Origin of the sequence: Steroidobacter flavus (genome assembly GCF_042651805.1) — a bacterium.
Lineage (GTDB): Bacteria > Pseudomonadota > Gammaproteobacteria > Steroidobacterales > Steroidobacteraceae > Steroidobacter > Steroidobacter flavus.
The window spans coordinates 1,587,007-1,605,347 of the sequence record NZ_JBHSDU010000003.1 but is presented as its reverse complement, the minus strand read 5'-3'; the positions used below and the strand labels follow the sequence as shown (position 1 = coordinate 1,605,347).

Below are 18,341 nucleotides of genomic sequence, written 5' to 3'. Positions count from 1 at the left end.
TAGAAGTTACTTGTAGCGATTGAGACATCTGCCGCGCGGGTTTGCGCGAAGGGAGCGCGCGGCGGGATCGCCGCGGAGAGAGTTACGACGCGAACAGCTCGCTGACCTTCGCCCGGCCGCTCTCCTGGGTGAGCACCAGAGAAAGGAACTCATCCGAGGTCATGGCGTCGCCGAACAGGCGGCCCTGGCCGTAGTGGCAGCCGCGGTTGCGGAGGAAGTTGAATTGTTCTTCGGTTTCGACGCCTTCGGCGACGACTTCGACTTCCAACGCTTTGCCCATGTCGATGATGGTGCGGACGATGGTGGCGTCGTCGCTGTTGATGGCGGCGTCGCGGACGAAGGACTGGTCGATCTTCAGCGTGCCGATCGGGAACTGTTGCAAGGCCGACAGCGAGGAGTAGCCGGTGCCGAAGTCGTCGATCGACAGGTGTAGGCCCATCGCATACAGCTCATCCAGCAGCTTGATGGTGCGCTTCGGGTCGACCATCAGCGTGGTCTCGGTGATTTCCAGCTCGAAGCAGGTCGGCGACACTTCGTGACGACGGAACACCGATTTGCAGCGAGTGATGAAGTTCGCCTGGCGCAGCTGTTTCAAGGACAGATTGATCGAGACGCGGCCGGGATTTTTGATTTTGTCCTGCCAGCGGTGATAGTCGGCGCAGACACGATTCAGTACCCACTCGCCGATGCCGAGAATCATGTTGGTTTCTTCCGCCAGCGGAATGAATTGCGACGGTGAGATGTCGCCATGACCCGGCAAACGCCAACGTAACAATGCTTCGGCGCCGATGATGCGGCCGTCGCGCAGGTCGACCTTCGGCTGATACAGCATCATCAGCTCGTCACGCTCGAGCGCGCGGCGCAGCTTGCTCTTCAGCATCAAACGTTCGACCGCGGCCGCGTTCATGTCCGGCGAGTAGAACGCGAAGCTGTTGCCGCCGTTTTGTTTGGAGTGATACATCGCCGCGTCGGCGTTACGGATCAGGTCGATCACGTTCTCGGCGTCCTTCGGACAGAACGCGATGCCGACGCTGGCGGTCAGGAACACTTCCTGCTGATCGACGTAATACGCTTTGCAGACCTCGGCGAGCACCATCCGCGCGAGGTTCGCGGCTTGCGTGCGCTCATCGTCGGAATCGGCGAAGCCTTCGATGAACAGGCCGAACTCGTCGCCGGCCAGACGACCGACCACCGCTTCGCGCGGCAGGATGCGGATCAAACGTTCGCTGAGCACTTCGAGCGTGCGGTCGCCGGCGGCGTGACCGAACGTGTCGTTGATCTCTTTGAACCGGTCCATGTCCAGATACAGCAGCACGATGCCGCGATCGTTACGCCGCGCGCGTGCGATCGCCTGTTGCAGCATGTGCTGGAACTGCATGCGGTTCGGCACTTTGGTCAGCGCGTCGTAACGGGCCAGATAGCGGATGCGGCGCTCGGCCCGCTTGCGATCGGTGATGTTACGAACGACGAAGATCGTGCCCTGGAACTGCGGGTCGTCGCCGGCGATGGGCGCGCCCGACAGCGACACCGGGATGGTCTGGCCGCTGTGAGTCGCGATCACGGTCTCGCGCGTCTCGACCCCGGCCGCTTCGAGCGAGAAGTTCTCGCGCTCGTTCTCGGCGAGCAGGTTGATGAACGGCTGGCCGGCGATTTCTTCTTCGTTGTAACCGAACAGCCGGACCGCCGCGTCGTTGATCTTGCGCACCATGCCGTCCGGCGAGGTCACCAGCACGGCGTCGTTCATGCTGTTGAGGACGATGGTCAGATAGTTCTTGGTGATGGTCGTCTGACGCAGGTTCTGACGCATGCGATCCAGCGCCATCTCCAGCTCGGCGATCTCGTCGTTGCTGGTGACTTTGTGCGGACGGGTGTAATCGCCTTCGCCGATGCGCTCGGCCGAACGGATCAGCTCGACGATGGGGCGCTCGAGGCGCTGCGCGAGCATCCATGCAACGAGCGTCAGCAAGCCGGTGATGAGCACGCCGACGCCGGCGACGATCCAGATACGACGTTCGAAGTCGCGTTGTTGAACGCGCTCCAGCTGGGTCCGCAAAGTGTGCGCGGTGTCGGCGAGGCCGGGCCGGCCGACGATGATCTCCAGGGTGCCGAGCGAGTCGACCCCGCCCAGGCCGCGGCGGATGGTGCGCTTGTCCTGATCGGTGATCTGCTGGGTCCACTGATCCTGCCGAATCGTCTCGTAGACCACCGAGCCGTCAGGCGCCAGCACGCGCGCGGAAATCGAATAAGGATTGTTCAGCAGCGACGCGACGACTTTCTCGAGGGTCCGTTTGTCGTCATTGCGCAGGGCTGTTTCCAGCGCCTGGGCACCGGCCGCCGCCATGTCGCTGGCGAGCAGGTCGAGGCGCTGGGCCTCGGCGGTCAGCAGCGAGCGCTCGCCATGTTTGACGACCACATCGCTCGACTTGCGATAGTCCAGGTACTCCAGCAGGAACAGGGTCGCGGCAATGGCGATGCCCGCCGCCACAGCGACGGACAACAATCTGATTTTGAGGCCCCGCGATCTCAACCCATACTCCGGACTTGCTTACCCTGTGCTGCCGAAGTGCCTCAGCTTCGGCACGGTGGCACTACCGCTTCGTTACGGCATGATACTCGGGTTTTTCGCGGTGGCGAGACGTCCAGTTTACTTGTCGGTTTTTTTAACATACCAAACGATTAGAATGTTAAAAATCACGGCAAATGGCCGCGTTTTTTTAACTAATTACCGCTTTGTGGCTAAGGTCAGAATGTAATGAACGAGCTCGAGCTCACGGGACAGGCGCGTACTCATGTTGTCGAACTGAGTGACCCGCGTTGCATGCTTCACTATGAAGCGGTGGCTTCTTTCCTGGCGATGAGGGACGCGGCCCGCGTCGACGGCATCGATCTCACGCCGCGCTCCAGCTTCCGCGATTTCCAGGCGCAGCTGGGAATATGGAATCGCAAGTGGACGGGCGAGCGTGCCATCTACGATCGGCAGGGCCTGTTGCTCGATCGCAAGCAGCTGTCGGACTCCGCGGCGGTCGATGCGATCCTGTGCTGGTCGGCCATTCCTGGCGGCAGCCGGCATCACTGGGGCAGCGATGTCGACGTGATCGATGCCGCCGCGGTTCCGCCCGGCTACACGGTCGAATTGTTGCCTGGCGAATACGCGCCGGAAGGAATATTCGGGCGGCTGTCGCAATGGCTCGATGCGAATATGCGACGTTTCGGTTTCTATCGGCCGTATCGGACCGATCGCGGCGGCGTGAGCCCCGAGCCCTGGCATTTGAGCTACGCGCCGATCTCACAAGCAGCGCTCGAATCGTTGAGTCTGTCGACGCTGCGGCGAGTACTGGAGGCCAGCAACATCGAAGGCAAGGCGCACGTGCTGGCGCGTCTGCCCGAGATCTACACGCGCTTCCTGCTGGCGGTGGATGCTCCCACCTGAGTCATTCGACCGACGATCGCCGCTGCGTGAGACTTCGTACTTGATCGAGGAAACGCAGCGGCATCCAACGTTTCAGCCGCCACATCATGCGGGCGGATTTGGGCAGCACGATGTAAGTCCGACCGTCGGCGGATTCTGTCAGCAAATCGCGCGCGGCCTGTTCCACGGGATATTCCGACCTCTGCATCGCTTCATTCGCAAGCACGCGCGAGTGCTCGGGTCCGCGCAATGTTTCCAATAGCGAAGAACGAAAGAACGTCGGCATCGCCACGGATACCTGGGTGCCGATCGGTCGTAATTCGTTCACCAGTGTTTCGCTGATCGAGACCACCGCGGCTTTAGTGGCGTTGTACGAAATCATGCCCGGCGCCGACGCGAAGGCCGCGGCGCTCGCGACATTGATCAGCAGGCCGCGGCCGTTCCGTTGCAGATGAGGAATGGCCGCGCGCGAGCCGTGCACGACGCCCATCAAGTTGATGTCGATGATCCAGCGCCAGTCTTCCAGCGACACTTCCATCATCGAGCCGGCGCCGGCGACGCCGGCGTTGTTGATCATCACGTCCAGGCCGTCGTGAGTCGCGGCAAACGAGTTCACGGCGACCGTGAGCTCGTCCGGTTGTGTGACATCGCCCGGATAGGCGACCACCTTCACACCCGCTTCGGCGAACGCCGCCTCGACGCTGGTGAGGCGCTCGAGATTGCGATCGAACAGGCCGAGCGTCCAGCCGTCGCCGGCCAGCTGCTTCGCCAGCTCCAGGCCCAGGCCGCTGCCGGCGCCCGTGATGAACACGCGCTTGTGGGGAAACCGGGCATTCAGCCGTGTGAACCGTTCGCTCATCCTGGGGAGTATGAATGTCTTAAACGAAGAAAGCGCGAACCGACCACGCACCCCACGCAGCCGAGGCGATCAGGATCAGGCCCGGAATCAGTGAGTAGGCGTAGCTGCGGTCCCCCAGCGAGAAGGCGACCACAGTCTTGCTCACGGTGTTGGTCGAGAGGCCGACCAGCACAGCCAGGGCCGCGAACTCGGCTTGCGTGCGGCCGCTCGCGGCCAACGATGCTGACGAAATCGCGGCCGCATGGGCATCGGTAAATCCAGCGACGCCGGCGGCGAGCATCAAGCCTCGGTCGCCGAGCCACTGAGTCAACAAAGCCGAGATCAGCAGCGTGATTCCGACCACCAGAACGAAAATGATGGCGGTCTTGGGCTCGAACGGGCGGCCCTTCGGCGCATCGTCGGCACTGGCAGGCTCGCGGAAACTCCGCAGCGCGAAGATGCCCGCGTAAACCACCGCCGCGATTCCCGAAGCGATCAGCGACGGTATGAGGATCATCAGCGTCGCCTGGCTCACCAGGCCGACGACGATGGCGAGCTGAATCACCGTCGCAACCGACGATGCCGCGGCACCCGCGACCGCGCCCTTACGTAACTCAGGTTGGCTCTTGGTGCGTGCGCCCATAGCACCGATCGTGGCGGTGCTCGAGACAAAGCCCGAGATCAAGCCCGCGATCGCCAGCCCGGTTTTGGCACCGAAGGCGCGCAGGGCGACGTAGCCGAGCGCGTTGATCGACATGACCAGCACAGCCAGCATCCAAAGCTTGCGTGGCTGCACGACACCCCACGGATCGATGGCCTCGGTCGGCGTGAGCGGCAGAATCACCAACGCCGCGCCCGCGAGCATCAGACCGTCGCGGACTTCTTCATCGGTCAGGACGTTCTTGACCCAGTTGTGAGCGTATTTACGGAACGCGAGCAGGATGGAGACGATGACCGCCAGCGCGGCGCCGAGTCGCGGCTCGCGTACCGCCAGACCGCCGAGCAGAAATGTAACGACCATGGCGATCTCGGTGGTGAGCCCGGGATCGGTATCGCGAGTGCGCATGTAACCCACCGCGATCAGCAGGCCGATGATGCCGCCGGTGGCGATGAAGACATAAACGCCGCCGATCCACAGACCGAGCGCGCCGGCGAGAGCGATGAGAGTGAAGGTGCGAAGGCCGGCGACCGCGCGAGTCGGGCCCGTGCCCTTACTGCGTTCGCGCTCGATGCCGATCAGGAAGCCAATGGCGAGCGCGACGCCGAGATTGATCCAGCTGAGTTCAGGAGTATCGGCCATTCCGCCATGGTAGCCGGCGGCACCGACGGCTGGCGATCAGCCGCTCTTCCACACCTGTTTGAGGTGGCCGATGACCAGCGAGCGGATGTTCTGCACCGGGTTGCGCTCCCAGGTGAAGCACGGCGGGTCGCGGCGAAGCATGGGCCAGCGGCCGGTGCGCAGGACTTCGCTCAGATAGCTGACATTGGCCTCGATGGCTTCCATATACGGGTTGCGGCCGTTGAACAGCGATTCCAGATAGCTGTACGCGCTGGCGAACTCGCCATCCAGGCGGGAGCGCCGCACGTCCTCGATGAAGCCCGGCGTCTGCCGCAGCACATCCAGGCCGGAGCTGTATTTCACCTGTGTCTTGCCGGTGGCGTCGCTGGGCATGGCGATGCCGCCCAGCACGAATTCGGGATAGAGCCGGTCGCGGCATTTTTCCAGATAGCAACGATCCGACATCTGCGCGATCAGGTCGCCGGTGCCGATCAGATGACCGAGCTTGCGGTCGCGCGGATCGTCGAGGCGGATCTGGTCGAACTGCACTTCGTAACCGGTGAAGTGCACGATCTTGGTCGCCACCGGCACCCACTCGGCCATGCCGATGGTGGGCAGGTAGCGGCCGATGAACTGGGCGCTGCGGCTGACGTGGCTGAGCGTGAACTCGGCGCCGTTGCGATGAGTCTGGTCGTCGGTCTGACGAATGTAACCGGCGTCATGAAACAACGCGGTCACCACGCCGAGGATGGCGCGCTCCGGGCCGAGCCGTTCATCCGCCAGGTGGGTGCGATCGTAACTAACGATCAGGCGGGCGACGGCGAGCGTGCCGTCGAGCGAGTGCTGCAGATCGTGATAAACGGTGTCGCAGCCGTAATAGCCGGGAAACTGACCGTTGAACAAGCGCTCGAAGTCGCGGAACGCGGTGTCCACGCGGTCGAGCGGGTAATGCGGCCAGCTCTGCCGATACAGCTCGACCACAGCCCGACGAACCGCATCAGGTGAGCTCACCTGCACGGTGTTCGTGACATCGAAATCGCTGCGCCGATACTGCATTTCTAGCGGGAAACTCGTTGCGGAAAATTGCAAACGATGGCGCGAGTCTATTCGGCTTTCGGCGTTTGTCCATGTCGGAAAAATTGTCAGGGTTTGGCGTCACCGACTGCGGGAAAGCGGCTTTTCCAGCGGAATTACCCAGACTTTTTGCCGCGCCCGCGCACGCCGGAGCGCGCGGCATCGCCAACGAGTTTCGATCTATGTGACAAGCTTCACACAAATCGATGACTCGAAAACTCCTCCGGGCGCGTCTATGCGCAAGCGGTCGTTGTTAAGCCGCCTCTTGCTTGCGTTTGATGGCGGCGATGCCGGCTTCGATCATGGCGGTGACCGTCGGCGCCAGCTCGTGCGGCAACAGATCTGAAATCCAGGTGAACCGACAACTGCCGTCGCCGAGTGGCGTGACTTGCGCGGCACCGTTGTAGTGAACGAAGGGCTCGTCGACGATGGCCCAGCAGACGCGTCGCTGGTCTTCGTCCACGCTGACGATCAGCTCTTTCGCCTGGCGGCCGTTGGCGAATGTCACCATCCGGGTGTCGCCCTCCATCCGGGTGTCGACCACGAACTCGGGGCACAACCGGGTATGCAGTGCACCGACATCTCGCAACGCGTCCCACACTTGATCGGGCGCGGCCTGGATCTGAACTTCACGACGGATGGTGGCCATGTCTGCTCTTGCGATGAACGAGCAGTCAGCTTAGGCCGGGCCGGCCGGCCCCGCTGTCGAATTCTTATGCTGTCTAGCCGCGCTCGAGCTGCGGGTAGCGGGCGTGCCAGAAACGCTCGTAGTAGATCGGCGCGATCGAGGCGAAGCCCGCCTCGTACGCCAGCGTGATTTTCTCGCCGCCGATCAGCTGCACTTCCGCGACCTCGATCTGCACGCGGCCTTCCTGCTTGAAGTCGCCCCAGATGTACTTGCGAACCTGCAGCGGCGAAAACTCGAACCGCGAACCGCGGTAAATGCCGAACACACGCGTCGTGGTCATCACATACCAGCGCTGCCCGTCGATGAAACAGCTCACCACGCACAGCTCTTCAGGCTCGAGCTGAATCACGCGGGCCAGCGCGTCGTGCAAAACCTCGAGCTGCGTGAAGCGCCAGTTCGACTGCTTCACATGACTGCGGATGTACTGCAGTAACGCGGCCTGGATGACTGAATGGGGCCAATCGCTCATATCAAGCTGAATTCCGTGCGGCACGTCCGTGTGGGTGAAAAAAGCGGGCAGGCATCATAGCGCCGGCCCGATGGGCTGTATATAGAAACAGTGCTGACATCGCGCCCGCCTCGCCATGCATGCCGGTGGATATCGCGCCTTGTATGAATTGGTTGTGGTCGTCGATGAATACTGCTTGGTGCGCGCTCGCTGTGCAATGTTCGAGTCGGCCGGCGTTGCTATTGCTTGGTCTGAAACTCCGGATCCGACAGCTTCACTTCGGTGAGCGGGCCATATTTGCGCAACCCGTCGCGAATCGCCTCGGCTTTGCCGATCACCACCAGCACCAGGTGCTGGCTGGTCGGAATCACTTCGTCGATCGCGCGTTTGGCATCGTCGAGCGTCACCGCTGCAAGCTGGTTGCCGTAGTCATCGATGTAGCTGCGGTCGAGTCCATAGAACTCCAGCGTCGCCAGCTGATAGGCCCATTGCGAGGCGGTTTCCAGGCCGAGCGGATACTGGCCGAGCACATAGCTCTTCGCCGACTCCAGCTGCGCTTGCTCGAGCGAGCCTGCGTGCAGCTTGTCGAGCGTGTCGAAGGCGAGGTCGATGGCTTCGATGGTCTTTTCGGTGCGCGTGAACGAGCCGATCTCCCAACTGCCGCCCGTAGCCATGCGATCGAAGCGGGAGCTCGCGCCGTAGCTCAAGCCGCTGCGAATCCGCAGCTCGGTGTTGAGCATGGAGGTGAACCGTCCGCCGAACAGCGTGTTGACGATATCGAGCGAGGCGCGCCGCGGGTCGCCCTTCGCGACGTTGACGTCTCCCGCCCAGAAATACGACTGGACGGCGTCGGGCGCATCGACCAGCAGCACACGGCGCGACGTGACTTCGGTTTGCTTCGGCAGCGGCGGCAAGGGCTTGCCGGCTTTGCCCCAGCTGGCGAACGCACGCGTCAGCAATGATTTGAGCTGCGCGGTCTTGAAGTCACCCGCGACCGCGATGATGACTCGATCCGCGCCGACATTGTCCGCATAGTACTGCCGCACATCCGCATGTTTGATCGCTGCGAGGCTCGCTTCGCTACCGCCGACCGAACGGCCGTACGGGTGCGCGCCGAACAGGCTGGCCGCGCCGTAGATCGGCGTCAGCTCGGAGCGATCCGAATCTTTCGCGGCACGAATGAACTCGATGGATCGATCGCGCAGCGTTTCGAACTGCGCTTCTTCCAGGCGCGGCCGTTGCAAGACGTCGGCGAGCAGCTCGACCATCAGCTTCTGATCGCGCGCCAGAAACGAGCCGCCGACCGAGATGCTTTCGGTGCTCGCGCCGGTCTCGATCGAGCCGCCGACCGACGCGACGGTTTCGGCGAAAGCGTTCGCATCGCGATTGCCGGCGCCTTTCTCGAGCAGACTCGCCATCAGACTGGCGGTGCCGAGGCGATCTTCAGGATCGGTCAGCGCACCTCCGCGAATGACCGCGGTGAATGAGATCAGCGGCACGTCGTGACGCTCCATCAACAGCAGCGTGGCGCCGTTGTCGAGTTTCACTTTCTCGAAGTTCGGCGTCTTCACGGCGCTGGCCGCAAATACGACCGGGGCGGTCAGCGAGCAAACGGTCGCGACGACGATGACGATGCGACGGAGGGCGCTCATTTCGCACCTCCCGTCTTGGGCAGCGAGCCCTCGGGCGGGGGCGGCGATCTCAATACTCCCACGGTGCGATTCGTCGAACGCAGCAGCTCGGCGGCGAGCTTCTGGATGTCTTGTTGAGTCACGCTTTCGTACGCGCGCGGCTCATCGAACAGTTTCTGATGACCGCCTTGGAGCACGGCGAAGGAGCCCAGCGCTTGAGCCTTGCCATCGATGGTGGCGAGGCCGCGCCAGAAATCGGCGAGCGCCTGGCTGCGTGCGCGTGCCAGCTCATCCTTGGTCACGCCTTCCTTGATGACTCGCTCGATCTGTCGAGTGAATTCGGCTTCGGCTTGTTTGGCATCGCCTTCGGCCGGCAGCGCGAGGAAGAACCACACCAGGCCGGGATCGAAGCCCGCCGAGAAATAGCTGTCGGCCGAGATCGCGAGCTTCTGTTCTTCAACCAGCGCGCGATGTAACCGCGAGGCATCGCCATCCGTCAGCACTCGCGTTAGCAAATCCAAGGCCGGCCGCCGCGGATCGGCGCCGGCCAGGCCGTGATAAGCGAGCTGCACCAGGGGCGTTTGCGCGTCGGCGTTCACGCTGACGCGTCGTTCGCCGAGCTGTTCGGGCTCGACGGTCTTCACCGGCCTCGGCGGCTCCTGCTTCGGGATGGGCTCGAAATGTTTGCGAGCCAGTGCGATCACGTTGTCCGGATCGACGTCGCCGACCAGCACCAGCGTGCAGTTATTCGGCGCGTAGTAAGTCGAGAAGAAGCGCTTCAGGTCGTCGATGGTCCATGACTGGATGTCCGACGGCCAGCCGATCGTGGGAATGCCATACGGATGTGCGAGGAAGGCGGTGGCCTGCACTTGCTCCTGCAGCCGGCCTTGATGACTGTCATCGACGCGCAGGCGCCGCTCGGAATACACCACGTCGCGCTCGCTCTCGACCACTTTGGGATCGAAAGCCAGATTCTTCAGACGGTCGGCTTCCAGCTCGAACACGGTTTCCAGCGCCGAGCGCGGGAACCAGTCCTGATAGACCGTGACGTCATCGCTCGTGAAGGCGTTATTGCGTGCGCCGTTAGCTTCCAGCACTTGATCGAACTCTCCCGGCGCCCGTTTGCTGGTGCCGTTGAACATCATGTGCTCGAAGAAGTGCGCCAGGCCGGTGATGCCGGGCGCCTCGTTGCGACTGCCGACGTGCACCCAGTTGTAGAGCGCGACGTTGGGGATGTCGCGGTCCGGCCAGACGATGATCTGCATGCCATTGGCGAGGGTCGTCGCACGGACCTCGTTGGCGCCGGGCACTTGCGCGAATCCGGCCGGCGCCACCAGCGCCAACCCTAGCAACAGCATTCGAGGGATCATGCCTACTCCTGAATGGAAGCCGGCATCATAACGATCTCCACGAATCGTGGAGTCGCGGGCGTTGGGCAAAAAAACGCCGCCAGCGGGGAAGAGCGCGTGGCGGCGTGAGTTCGAACTCAAGGGCTCAGTCGAGCTTGCTTGGAGGTTCAGCGCATAAATGCCAGCTCTTCAGTGCAATGGCTGTGCCACGGCCTGTAAAACATCTATGGTTTAGTGCCGGTGCGCCAAATCAGTTACTTAGGCCTCGCGGTATGACGATCACGCAGGCGCTCGGGCTGACACTTCGTGTCAGCTTCGGACCGCTTCGGTGACCTGCGTCACGGACTGACGCCATTCGCCGACTGCACTCTGCATGGCTACTGCGCGGGCCACGGTCGATAATCCGCGCTCGCTTTGTTTGGAGATGTTCATGGCCGATTCACCCCGCCGCCGCCTTGCCGATCGTGTGTCCAGCAGTCCGACGTTCATCGGCTCGGGCTCGCGATTCACGGGTGACCTGGAATGTGCCAGCGACCTGGTGGTCGGCGGCAGCGTGGTCGGCGACGGCGACGTGAAAGGCTCGCTGACCCTGTCCGACAGCGGCAGGTGGGAAGGCGAGATTCGCGCCGGCAACGCCGTCATCGCCGGTGCGGTGGAAGGCTCTGTCACGGTTGCGGAGAAGCTGGAGCTGCGCGCGACGGCGCGCATCAAGGGCTCGCTCAAGGCTCGGTCCATTGCGGTCGCCAAGGGCGCGATCATCGAAGGTGACATGGCGGTGACCAGTGGCAAGCCGGTCGTGCACTTCGAAGAGAAGCGGGATAAATGATTCGGAGGGGACCCACCCCCTAACCCCCTCCCGTGTACGGGAGGGGGAATATCTTTTTTAAAAAAGGTTTTCTTTTCCGGAAAAGGACTGGAGAAGACGGTTTTTGCTGGAAGGTCTATTGGCAGCTGGTCAGGCTGTCGATCCACTGCGAGATCAACGACACTCCCGCCGTGTCCACCATGGTCGAGGCCAGCGGTGGCATGCCTGGCGAGTCACGGCGGTTCATTCGGTAAGCCACCAGCGAGCTCGCTGAGCTGCCCGGCACGATCAAGCGCGCGTTTGCGCCCAGCCCGAGGTCGCCGGAGCGAGGCACGGCGTTGCAGGCATTGGTGGCAATCAAACTGGTCGTGTAGCGGAAGTCCATGTTGGTCGGCACCGAGGTGCCTGGCCGATGACACTGCGAACAGTTCGTGTGCAGATAAGCGCGAGCGCGTTCAGTGAGTGTTCCGGTCGTGCCGGACGGATCGGGAAGCGCGGGCTGCGTTGAGGCATCGGCGATTGCTGGGGTCAGCAGCCCGATATGGTTCAGCGTCGTCAGCTCGTTGGCCGCGCGATTTGTTTGCGGATAAGTGAACGAGCGATTGAGCTGCGCTGTCTCCAATCCCAATGAATGCCCCGCGGCTCGCGTGTGACATTCGACGCATTGGCCCTCGCTCGGGAAAACCCAATTCCGACCGCCGCCGAGATCGCGCGTGGCGCCGCCTTCGAGCAACGTGGCCTGGGTCTGCTCGGCATTCCATTCGTAACTGAAGCCGCCCCATACGCCATCGGGATGACGCATGAACAGACGCGTCTCAATCATCCTCGTGCCGAGACGGAAATTTTTCATCAGCACCGTGCCAGGCGGGAAGCTCCAGTCGCCGTCCGTGCCGACGGTGATGCTCTGGCCATTGGGCAGCGCGATCCAACGATCTTTGTCCACGCCATCGGACCAGAAGGGCGCATTGATGGCGTAGGGAATGAGGCCCGAGGCCGGCTGCTTCGGATCGGTCGAGCTGACACAGCCGGTGGCGCTCAACTGTCGAGGCGCGGTGTCGACACCGACCACGCTGGTGAAGTTGATTCGTTGCAAAGTGCCGTCGTTGTAGTCGACCACATACAGCTCGCCGTCGTTGCCCTGGCCGAAGGAAGAAATGCTCAACTCGGTGTCGAGCAGTAGCGTCGGCTCGCGCGGTTGTTCGGCGCTCTCGGCGAGCCAGGCCCAGATGCGGCCGGAGCCGAAATCGCCGAACAAATATCGACCGAACAGACTGGTGTTTTGCGAGCCGCGATAAACATAGCCGCCGGTCACCGCGATGCCGAGCAGGTGGTTGTATTCGGCGACGGGATCGATCAGCGTGGCTGTGTTACAGCCCGGCGTGCCTGGCGTGTTGAAATCATGGGAGCCTTCGCGACAGCGCCAACCGTAGTTGCCGCCGAGCGTGACCAGATCGATTTCTTCCAGATCCGACTGGCCGACATCGCCCACCCACAAATCGCCATTGTCGCGATCGAAACTCCAGCGCCACGGATTGCGAAACCCATACGCATAGATTTCAGGGCACTCGCCAACGGCGCGTCCGGCTGCCGGGCAGAGCGTGTTGCCAGAATACGGATTGTCCGGCGGAATCGTATAGGGCGCGCCGTTATTCACATCGATACGTAACATCTTGCCGAGCATGGTCGTGAGTCGTTGGCCGTTGCCGCGATCGCCGTGACGATCGCCGCCACCGCCGCCATCGCCCGTGCCCAGATACAAATATCCATCGGGCCCGAAGGCAATGTTGCCGCCGTTGTGATTATCGAAAGGTTTGTCGACGGTCAGCAGAATGGTTTCGCTGGCGGGATTCAACGTCGCGCCACCGTCGCTGCTGGTGAACGACGCGAGTCGTATCACCCACGGATCGTTATGGGTGTACGCCAGGAAGACTCGACCGTCCGTGGGATAGTTGGGATGAAACGCCATGCCCAGCAATCCCGCCTCGCTGCCGCCGAGCACTTCGGAGCTTTGCGCGCTGATGTCGATGAACGTGCTGGCGCTGGTCGGATTGGTGCCGCTGAAGTACCGGACGATGCCGTTCTGCTGAACGACGTACCAGCGTGAGCTGTCGTTCGGTGGCTGCAGCAGCGCCACCGGCATCGTGAACGTCAGGCTGGTGAATCGACTCAAAGAAATATCGCTGCCTGCACTGGGTCGGGCCCACGCCACGCAAGTAGCATTCGCAGGTCGCGCGTCCAGGCCGGAGTTGCCGGTCGAGGGCGGCGGGTTGGTGGTGGGCGGCGGGTCGCCGGCTTGCTGCGGGCTGCCCGAGCCACCGCCGCCACCGCATCCTTGCAAAAGACCCAAGGCCATCAAGGTCAGGGTCGGTAGCGATCGGTTCATGAAGAGGGAACCTGGTGAGTGCGCCACAGTCATCGCAACGTTTGACCGGTCAATGCGGATCCATTGTTAAGATAGCGACCGAGTCACTGGAGCCGCGTGCCCGGATGAGTGCCAGCAGACTGTTGTCGCCCCTGCCCGATTTGATCGCTCAACGCGGCAATGCCGACGAATATCCTGAGAATACCCTGCCAGCGCTGCGGTCGGCGTTGGACCTGGGGGCACGCCACGTTGCCTTCGACGTGCAGCTGACCGCGGATCGGCAGCCGGTCTTGCTGAACGATGCCAACCTGAAGCGCATGACCGGCGTGGACCGCAACGCGTTGGAGCTGACCTTACCGCAGCTCCTTGAATTCTCGGTGACCGAGCCGGAGCGCTTTCAGCAAAAGTTCACGGATATTGGCGTGCCGACCCTGGTGCAAGCGGTGAGCTTGCTGGGGACGCATCCTGCCGTCACCGCATTCGTCGAGATCAAGCGCGCCAGCTTGCGTGTGTTCGGCGCTGACGTCGTTGTCAGAAAGATCTGCGAAGTGCTGAAGCCGGTTGTGCGCCAGTGCGTGCTGGTGTCGCGTGACCTGACGGCCGTGCATCACGTGCGACAGGTTTCTTCCTATCGGGTCGGCTGGATCCTGTCGGAGTATTCCAATCTGTCGGCGCTGAAGAGCGAGGCCCTGGTGCCCGATTATTTGTTATGCGATCAGGCCTTGCTGACCGAAACCAACGCGCAATTGTGGCGTGGCCCGTGGCGCTGGGCGATTCACAACGTCAGCTCTCGCGAAGCGGCGACGCAATTGGCGGCGCGTGGCGCGAGGCTGGTCGCGACCACGGCCTATCGAAAAGTGCTGCGCGAATTCAAGAGCGCGCCGCCCTGAGTTCAGGCGGCGTTGCGCGTCTCAACGATGCGGGGCTGACGGAACATGATGTTCGCGATCTGCCGGTCCGCCCAGCTGGCGCCATTGAAGCTGTCCATGAAGCCGCAGTGACCGCCCTTGGGAATGCTGGTCACGTGCAGGTTCGGCGAGCGCGCCAGGTTCTGCAGGTCGTGCGCCGGGATGATGGGGTCGTCCAGCGAGATCAGGATGTGACTCGGCACTTCCAGGTGCGCCAGCGCGTCGCCGGTGATGGCGTAGCCGTTCAGATACGCGTCCAGGTCGGAGAACTCGCTGAAGTGCCGGACCAGCAGCTCGGTCATGCTGCGAATGGTCCGTTGCGCCAGGATCTGGCTGAAGTCGTAGCGCTTCGGGAAGCACTGCTGCTTCCGGCGCAACGAGCGCTTCCACTTGTTGATGAAGTATTGCTGATAGATGAACCAGCCGTTCTCCAGCACTTCCATCGTGCTGTGCGGCTTCAACACCGGGCACACCGCCGCCGCCCGCTCGAGCTCGATGCCGGCTTGCGGGGCTTTGGCCGCAACCCGGAGCGCGAAATTACCGCCCAGCGAGAAGCCGGCGATCGTGATGCGTTTGTCGGGCAGCGAGCGTTGAATGCTCCGGACCGCGCCGACCACTTCGTCGAGCCGGCAGGAATGAAAGATGTCTTCGTTCAGATGATGGCTCGGGCCGTGATCGCGCAGGTTGAGACGGAAAATGTCACAGCCCTGATTGAACAGATGGCTGCCGAGCGACAGCACGTACACCGAGTCGGAGCTGCCTTCCCAGCCGTGCAACAGGATCGCCAGCTCGCGCGCCGGCGGCCTGCCAGCGGCTTCCTGACTCGAGTAATGGCCGAGCAGGCGCACGCCGTCGCCGCAATCGACGATCTGAGTGTCCGCGACCGCGAGCATGGTCCGGGCACGAGTTGCTACCAGCGGCCGACGCAGGCTCAGGCTGGGCACAATGGACTGGAAATGCGGATTGGCGAGCCAGCCAGTGGGCGCGAATCTGGCGACGAGCGTGTCGGTGGAAGTCAGGGCGGCGGAGTCAATCATGGGTCGATGCGGATCGTGGACGAGCCTGGCAGGCTGCTGACAAAGTCAGCGCCAACCAGAGAGCTTGGCGTCGTGAAGCCCGGGTTGCAAGCGCGGCCCAGCACTTCGTTCAGAATTCCGAGCGATGCATGCACCGTCAGCGAGTAGCCATTGGCGGTACGCAGTCGCGCGGTCTTCACTTCCCCCGCGGCGTTTCGTGCTTCGCCCCACACGTGAGTGGGGTTGTTTTCCCGCTCGGTTTTACCCGGCGGCGTGATGCGTCGCTGTGCGTTGAACTTCGCCAGCTCGCGGAACCAGCGCTGCCGGAGCAGCGGGCGGAGCAGGTTCGCGCGACGCATGCTGTCGGCGGCCTTTTGCGAAGTGGCCGTGTACACCTCGATATTGGGAATGCCGGTCGTGTAATACGCAGTACTGACGTCGCCCCACGGAATGCTGACAGCGAGCTTCTCGCCGGCGCCGAAGTCGATGCGACGAGTGCGCGACGCGAGCTTCTCGGTCATCAATCGGCCATCGATGCGCACACACGAGCCTTTGCCCGCCGATTCGATCGCGGTCTTGGCGGTGCCCTTGCTCAGGCCGGCGCGGCTGTCGAAGCCCAGCGCGAGATGCGTCGCGTCCGGCATCACTTCTTTCAAGCGAGCAGCGACGCAGTCGGTGGGCACGACGTCGAAGCCGACGCCGGGGCACAGCACGATGCCGGAGCGCTGTGCTTTGCTATTCACGCTTGCGGCCAGCTCGAACACGTCGATCTCGCCGGTGATGTCCAGATAGTGAACGTGAGTCGCGAGACAGCCCTGCATCATCGACGCCGCGGTCTGTGAAAACGGCCCGGCGCAATGGAGCACGGCGGCGACTTGCGAGAGCGTCGAGCACAGCGCGGTGTGATCCTCGAGATCGAACACGGCACTGGGGCAATTCAGTTCGGCGGCCAGCCTGGCGATGTCTTTTTTGGAGCGGCCGGCCAGCACGGGCCGCATGCCGCGCGCGACCGCCTCACGCGCGATCAGCTCGCCCGTGTAGCCGTTGGCACCATAGAGCAGCCAGGGAGTCGACGTCGACATGTAACCCTCTAACAGCGTCCTTGATGAGGGCTACAACTCATGAACCGGCCGGCTGAGTTGCGAATTCCACCCGATTGTTTTGGGCGGCGATGCGATTCCACTCGCCGGCGCTCATGCGCGCGAGCTGATCGGCGGTGGGATAGGGCACGCTCGGGCGGCGGCCTTCGTGCGCGACTTCGACGGTCAGGCCGCCATCCGGGCGTAGCGAGGACACCAGATTGGCAAAGGCGAGCGACTGACGCTGCGCGCTGGGCAGGCTGTCCTCGAACGGATTGCCCACCAGATCGCACTTCTTCACCGGCAGCTCGTCGGTGGCCATGGAATAGCCTTCGATGCCGTTGCCGGTCAGGCAGAACTCGCCGACGAAGGTCGCGATCTTCACCTTGCCTTTGAAGCCATTGGCGCGCAGCTGACCCAACATGTCGCGCAGCCGCTCCAGCCGGGCGCCGGACAGCGGCGCTTCGCCATACGGAACGACTTCGGCGGTCACATTGTCGGGCTTGGCCGCGGTGGCCATGACCATCTGACCGGACTGAATGCTCTTTTGCAGTGTCGTGAGCTGCGCCTGCTGACCGTCGATGGTCGTCTGCAAGGTCGTGACCGCGCTGCGCAGGGCTTTGGTCGTCTCCAGTTCCTTCGTATAGAACAGGGCCAGCACCAGCGTCGGGACCAGCGCAATCGCCGCGACTCCCGCGACCAGGGGCCAGCGGCTCTGCCGCACGACGATGGTTTGCGTCTGCATCTCGGCCGGCTGCACCTGCTCAGCCGCGGGGGGGATCGGGGTTTGCGCGGGTACGGTTGCCGGCCGACCCTCGGGAGCAATTCGCCGCGCGAACGCTTCCAGGCTGGCCAGCATGAAGCGCCGCATCTCCGCGCTTTGCTCCTTGAGCAACGGCGTGACGGCATTGCGGATCATGCTTTCCACATCGCCGCCGCTGGGCCGGGCAGGCTCGATCTGCACAGCGGCCGAGCCTTCCTGGTGAGCGACCGCCGCCACCGCCGCGACGCGCGGCTCGCGACGTTCCGGCAACAATCGCAACTGGTACAGGACCCGCGACACGTCGGAATGCTTCACCGTCTTGGGCAGCACGCCGACGGCGCCGAGCGCGCGGGCCTGGCTGACATACAGCTCGCCTTCCTGGGAGGTGTACATGACCACCGGGATGGTCGCCGTGTCCGGATTGCCCTTGATGGCCTGGATGGCCTGGAAGCCGTCCATGCCGGGCATGAGATGATCCATGAAGATCACGTCTGGGCGGGCCTGGCGCAGGAATTCCAGTCCGGCCTCGGCCGACTCGGAGGAATCCACTTCCAGGCCGTAGCCTTCCAGCATGCGACTCAGGATGACGCGCGCGGAACGCGAGTCGTCGACGATCAGGGCGCGCTTGCTCATGGAGGGAGCGGAGTGAGTAGTTAGTTCAAGGTGTGTAGGTTAAGCGTAGGGCGCGACAG

The 18,341-nt window shown here is 63.0% G+C and carries 16 protein-coding genes; 3 read left to right on the top strand and 13 right to left on the bottom strand.

Going from position 1 to position 18,341, the window contains the following annotated elements; genetic code table 11:
- Positions 1-82: 82 nt before the first annotated feature.
- On the bottom strand, positions 83-2,500 hold the full coding sequence (locus ACFPN2_RS12425; protein WP_380596926.1) for a putative bifunctional diguanylate cyclase/phosphodiesterase: 2,418 nt from the start codon (positions 2,498-2,500) through the stop codon (positions 83-85).
- A gap of 252 nt (positions 2,501-2,752) precedes the next feature.
- Between ACFPN2_RS12425 and ACFPN2_RS12420 the strand changes: the two genes are divergently transcribed.
- Positions 2,753-3,430 (top strand): M15 family metallopeptidase, encoded by a 678-nt coding sequence (locus ACFPN2_RS12420; RefSeq protein WP_380596924.1) that lies wholly within the window; start codon positions 2,753-2,755, stop codon positions 3,428-3,430.
- A 1-nt stretch (position 3,431) separates the two neighbouring features.
- On the opposite strand, the gene ACFPN2_RS12415 is transcribed toward ACFPN2_RS12420, so the two are convergent.
- The 8 genes from ACFPN2_RS12415 to ACFPN2_RS12380 all read right to left on the bottom strand — a co-directional run bounded on the left by ACFPN2_RS12415 (position 3,432) and on the right by ACFPN2_RS12380 (position 11,148).
- Positions 3,432-4,268, bottom strand: a complete 837-nt coding sequence (locus ACFPN2_RS12415; RefSeq protein ID WP_380596922.1) for an SDR family NAD(P)-dependent oxidoreductase — start codon at positions 4,266-4,268, stop codon at positions 3,432-3,434.
- Positions 4,269-4,287: 19 nt separating this feature from the next.
- A complete protein-coding gene (locus tag ACFPN2_RS12410; RefSeq protein ID WP_380596920.1) occupies positions 4,288-5,547 on the bottom strand; it encodes an MgtC/SapB family protein in 1,260 nt (419 codons plus the stop codon).
- 36 nt (positions 5,548-5,583) lie between these two features.
- Positions 5,584-6,582 carry a hypothetical protein gene (locus ACFPN2_RS12405; RefSeq protein ID WP_380596918.1) on the bottom strand — a complete coding sequence of 333 codons (999 nt, stop codon included), beginning with the start codon at positions 6,580-6,582 and terminating at the stop codon, positions 5,584-5,586.
- A 271-nt stretch (positions 6,583-6,853) separates the two neighbouring features.
- The gene (locus ACFPN2_RS12400; RefSeq protein ID WP_380596916.1) at positions 6,854-7,249 is read right to left on the bottom strand and encodes an SRPBCC family protein; all 396 of its coding nucleotides are present in this window, start codon (positions 7,247-7,249) and stop codon (positions 6,854-6,856) included.
- 73 nt (positions 7,250-7,322) lie between these two features.
- The gene (locus ACFPN2_RS12395; RefSeq protein ID WP_380596914.1) at positions 7,323-7,757 is read right to left on the bottom strand and encodes a hypothetical protein; all 435 of its coding nucleotides are present in this window, start codon (positions 7,755-7,757) and stop codon (positions 7,323-7,325) included.
- A gap of 218 nt (positions 7,758-7,975) precedes the next feature.
- Positions 7,976-9,388 carry a M16 family metallopeptidase gene (locus ACFPN2_RS12390; protein ID WP_380596912.1) on the bottom strand — a complete coding sequence of 471 codons (1,413 nt, stop codon included), beginning with the start codon at positions 9,386-9,388 and terminating at the stop codon, positions 7,976-7,978.
- A complete protein-coding gene (locus ACFPN2_RS12385; RefSeq protein WP_380596911.1) occupies positions 9,385-10,737 on the bottom strand; it encodes a M16 family metallopeptidase in 1,353 nt (450 codons plus the stop codon). The genes ACFPN2_RS12390 and ACFPN2_RS12385 overlap by 4 nt, the downstream gene beginning before the upstream one ends.
- Positions 10,738-11,025: 288 nt before the next feature.
- A complete protein-coding gene (locus ACFPN2_RS12380; RefSeq protein ID WP_380596910.1) occupies positions 11,026-11,148 on the bottom strand; it encodes a hypothetical protein in 123 nt (40 codons plus the stop codon).
- On the opposite strand from ACFPN2_RS12380, the gene ACFPN2_RS12375 reads away from it, so the two are divergent.
- Positions 11,147-11,542, top strand: a complete 396-nt coding sequence (locus ACFPN2_RS12375; protein ID WP_380596909.1) for a bactofilin family protein — start codon at positions 11,147-11,149, stop codon at positions 11,540-11,542. The two genes, ACFPN2_RS12380 and ACFPN2_RS12375, sit on opposite strands and share 2 nt — an antisense overlap.
- A 115-nt stretch (positions 11,543-11,657) precedes the next feature.
- Here the strand turns inward: ACFPN2_RS12375 and ACFPN2_RS12370 are convergent, their stop codons facing one another.
- The gene (locus ACFPN2_RS12370; protein ID WP_380596908.1) at positions 11,658-13,904 is read right to left on the bottom strand and encodes a PQQ-dependent sugar dehydrogenase; all 2,247 of its coding nucleotides are present in this window, start codon (positions 13,902-13,904) and stop codon (positions 11,658-11,660) included.
- A 104-nt stretch (positions 13,905-14,008) separates the two neighbouring features.
- On the opposite strand from ACFPN2_RS12370, the gene ACFPN2_RS12365 reads away from it, so the two are divergent.
- The gene (locus ACFPN2_RS12365) at positions 14,009-14,773 is read left to right on the top strand and encodes a glycerophosphodiester phosphodiesterase family protein (RefSeq protein ID WP_380596907.1); all 765 of its coding nucleotides are present in this window, start codon (positions 14,009-14,011) and stop codon (positions 14,771-14,773) included.
- Between the two features lie 2 nt (positions 14,774-14,775).
- Here ACFPN2_RS12365 and ACFPN2_RS12360 read toward each other — a convergent pair whose 3' ends face one another.
- Genes ACFPN2_RS12360 through ACFPN2_RS12350 form a run of 3 tightly spaced genes read right to left on the bottom strand, consistent with a single transcriptional unit; the run spans position 14,776 to position 18,282 of the window.
- Positions 14,776-15,828 carry a YheT family hydrolase gene (locus ACFPN2_RS12360; protein WP_380596906.1) on the bottom strand — a complete coding sequence of 351 codons (1,053 nt, stop codon included), beginning with the start codon at positions 15,826-15,828 and terminating at the stop codon, positions 14,776-14,778.
- Positions 15,825-16,889, bottom strand: a complete 1,065-nt coding sequence (locus tag ACFPN2_RS12355) for a saccharopine dehydrogenase family protein (protein WP_380596905.1) — start codon at positions 16,887-16,889, stop codon at positions 15,825-15,827. Before ACFPN2_RS12355 ends, ACFPN2_RS12360 begins: the two co-directional genes overlap by 4 nt.
- Positions 16,890-16,926: 37 nt before the next feature.
- The gene (locus tag ACFPN2_RS12350) at positions 16,927-18,282 is read right to left on the bottom strand and encodes a response regulator (protein ID WP_380596904.1); all 1,356 of its coding nucleotides are present in this window, start codon (positions 18,280-18,282) and stop codon (positions 16,927-16,929) included.
- Positions 18,283-18,341: the final 59 nt, after the last annotated feature.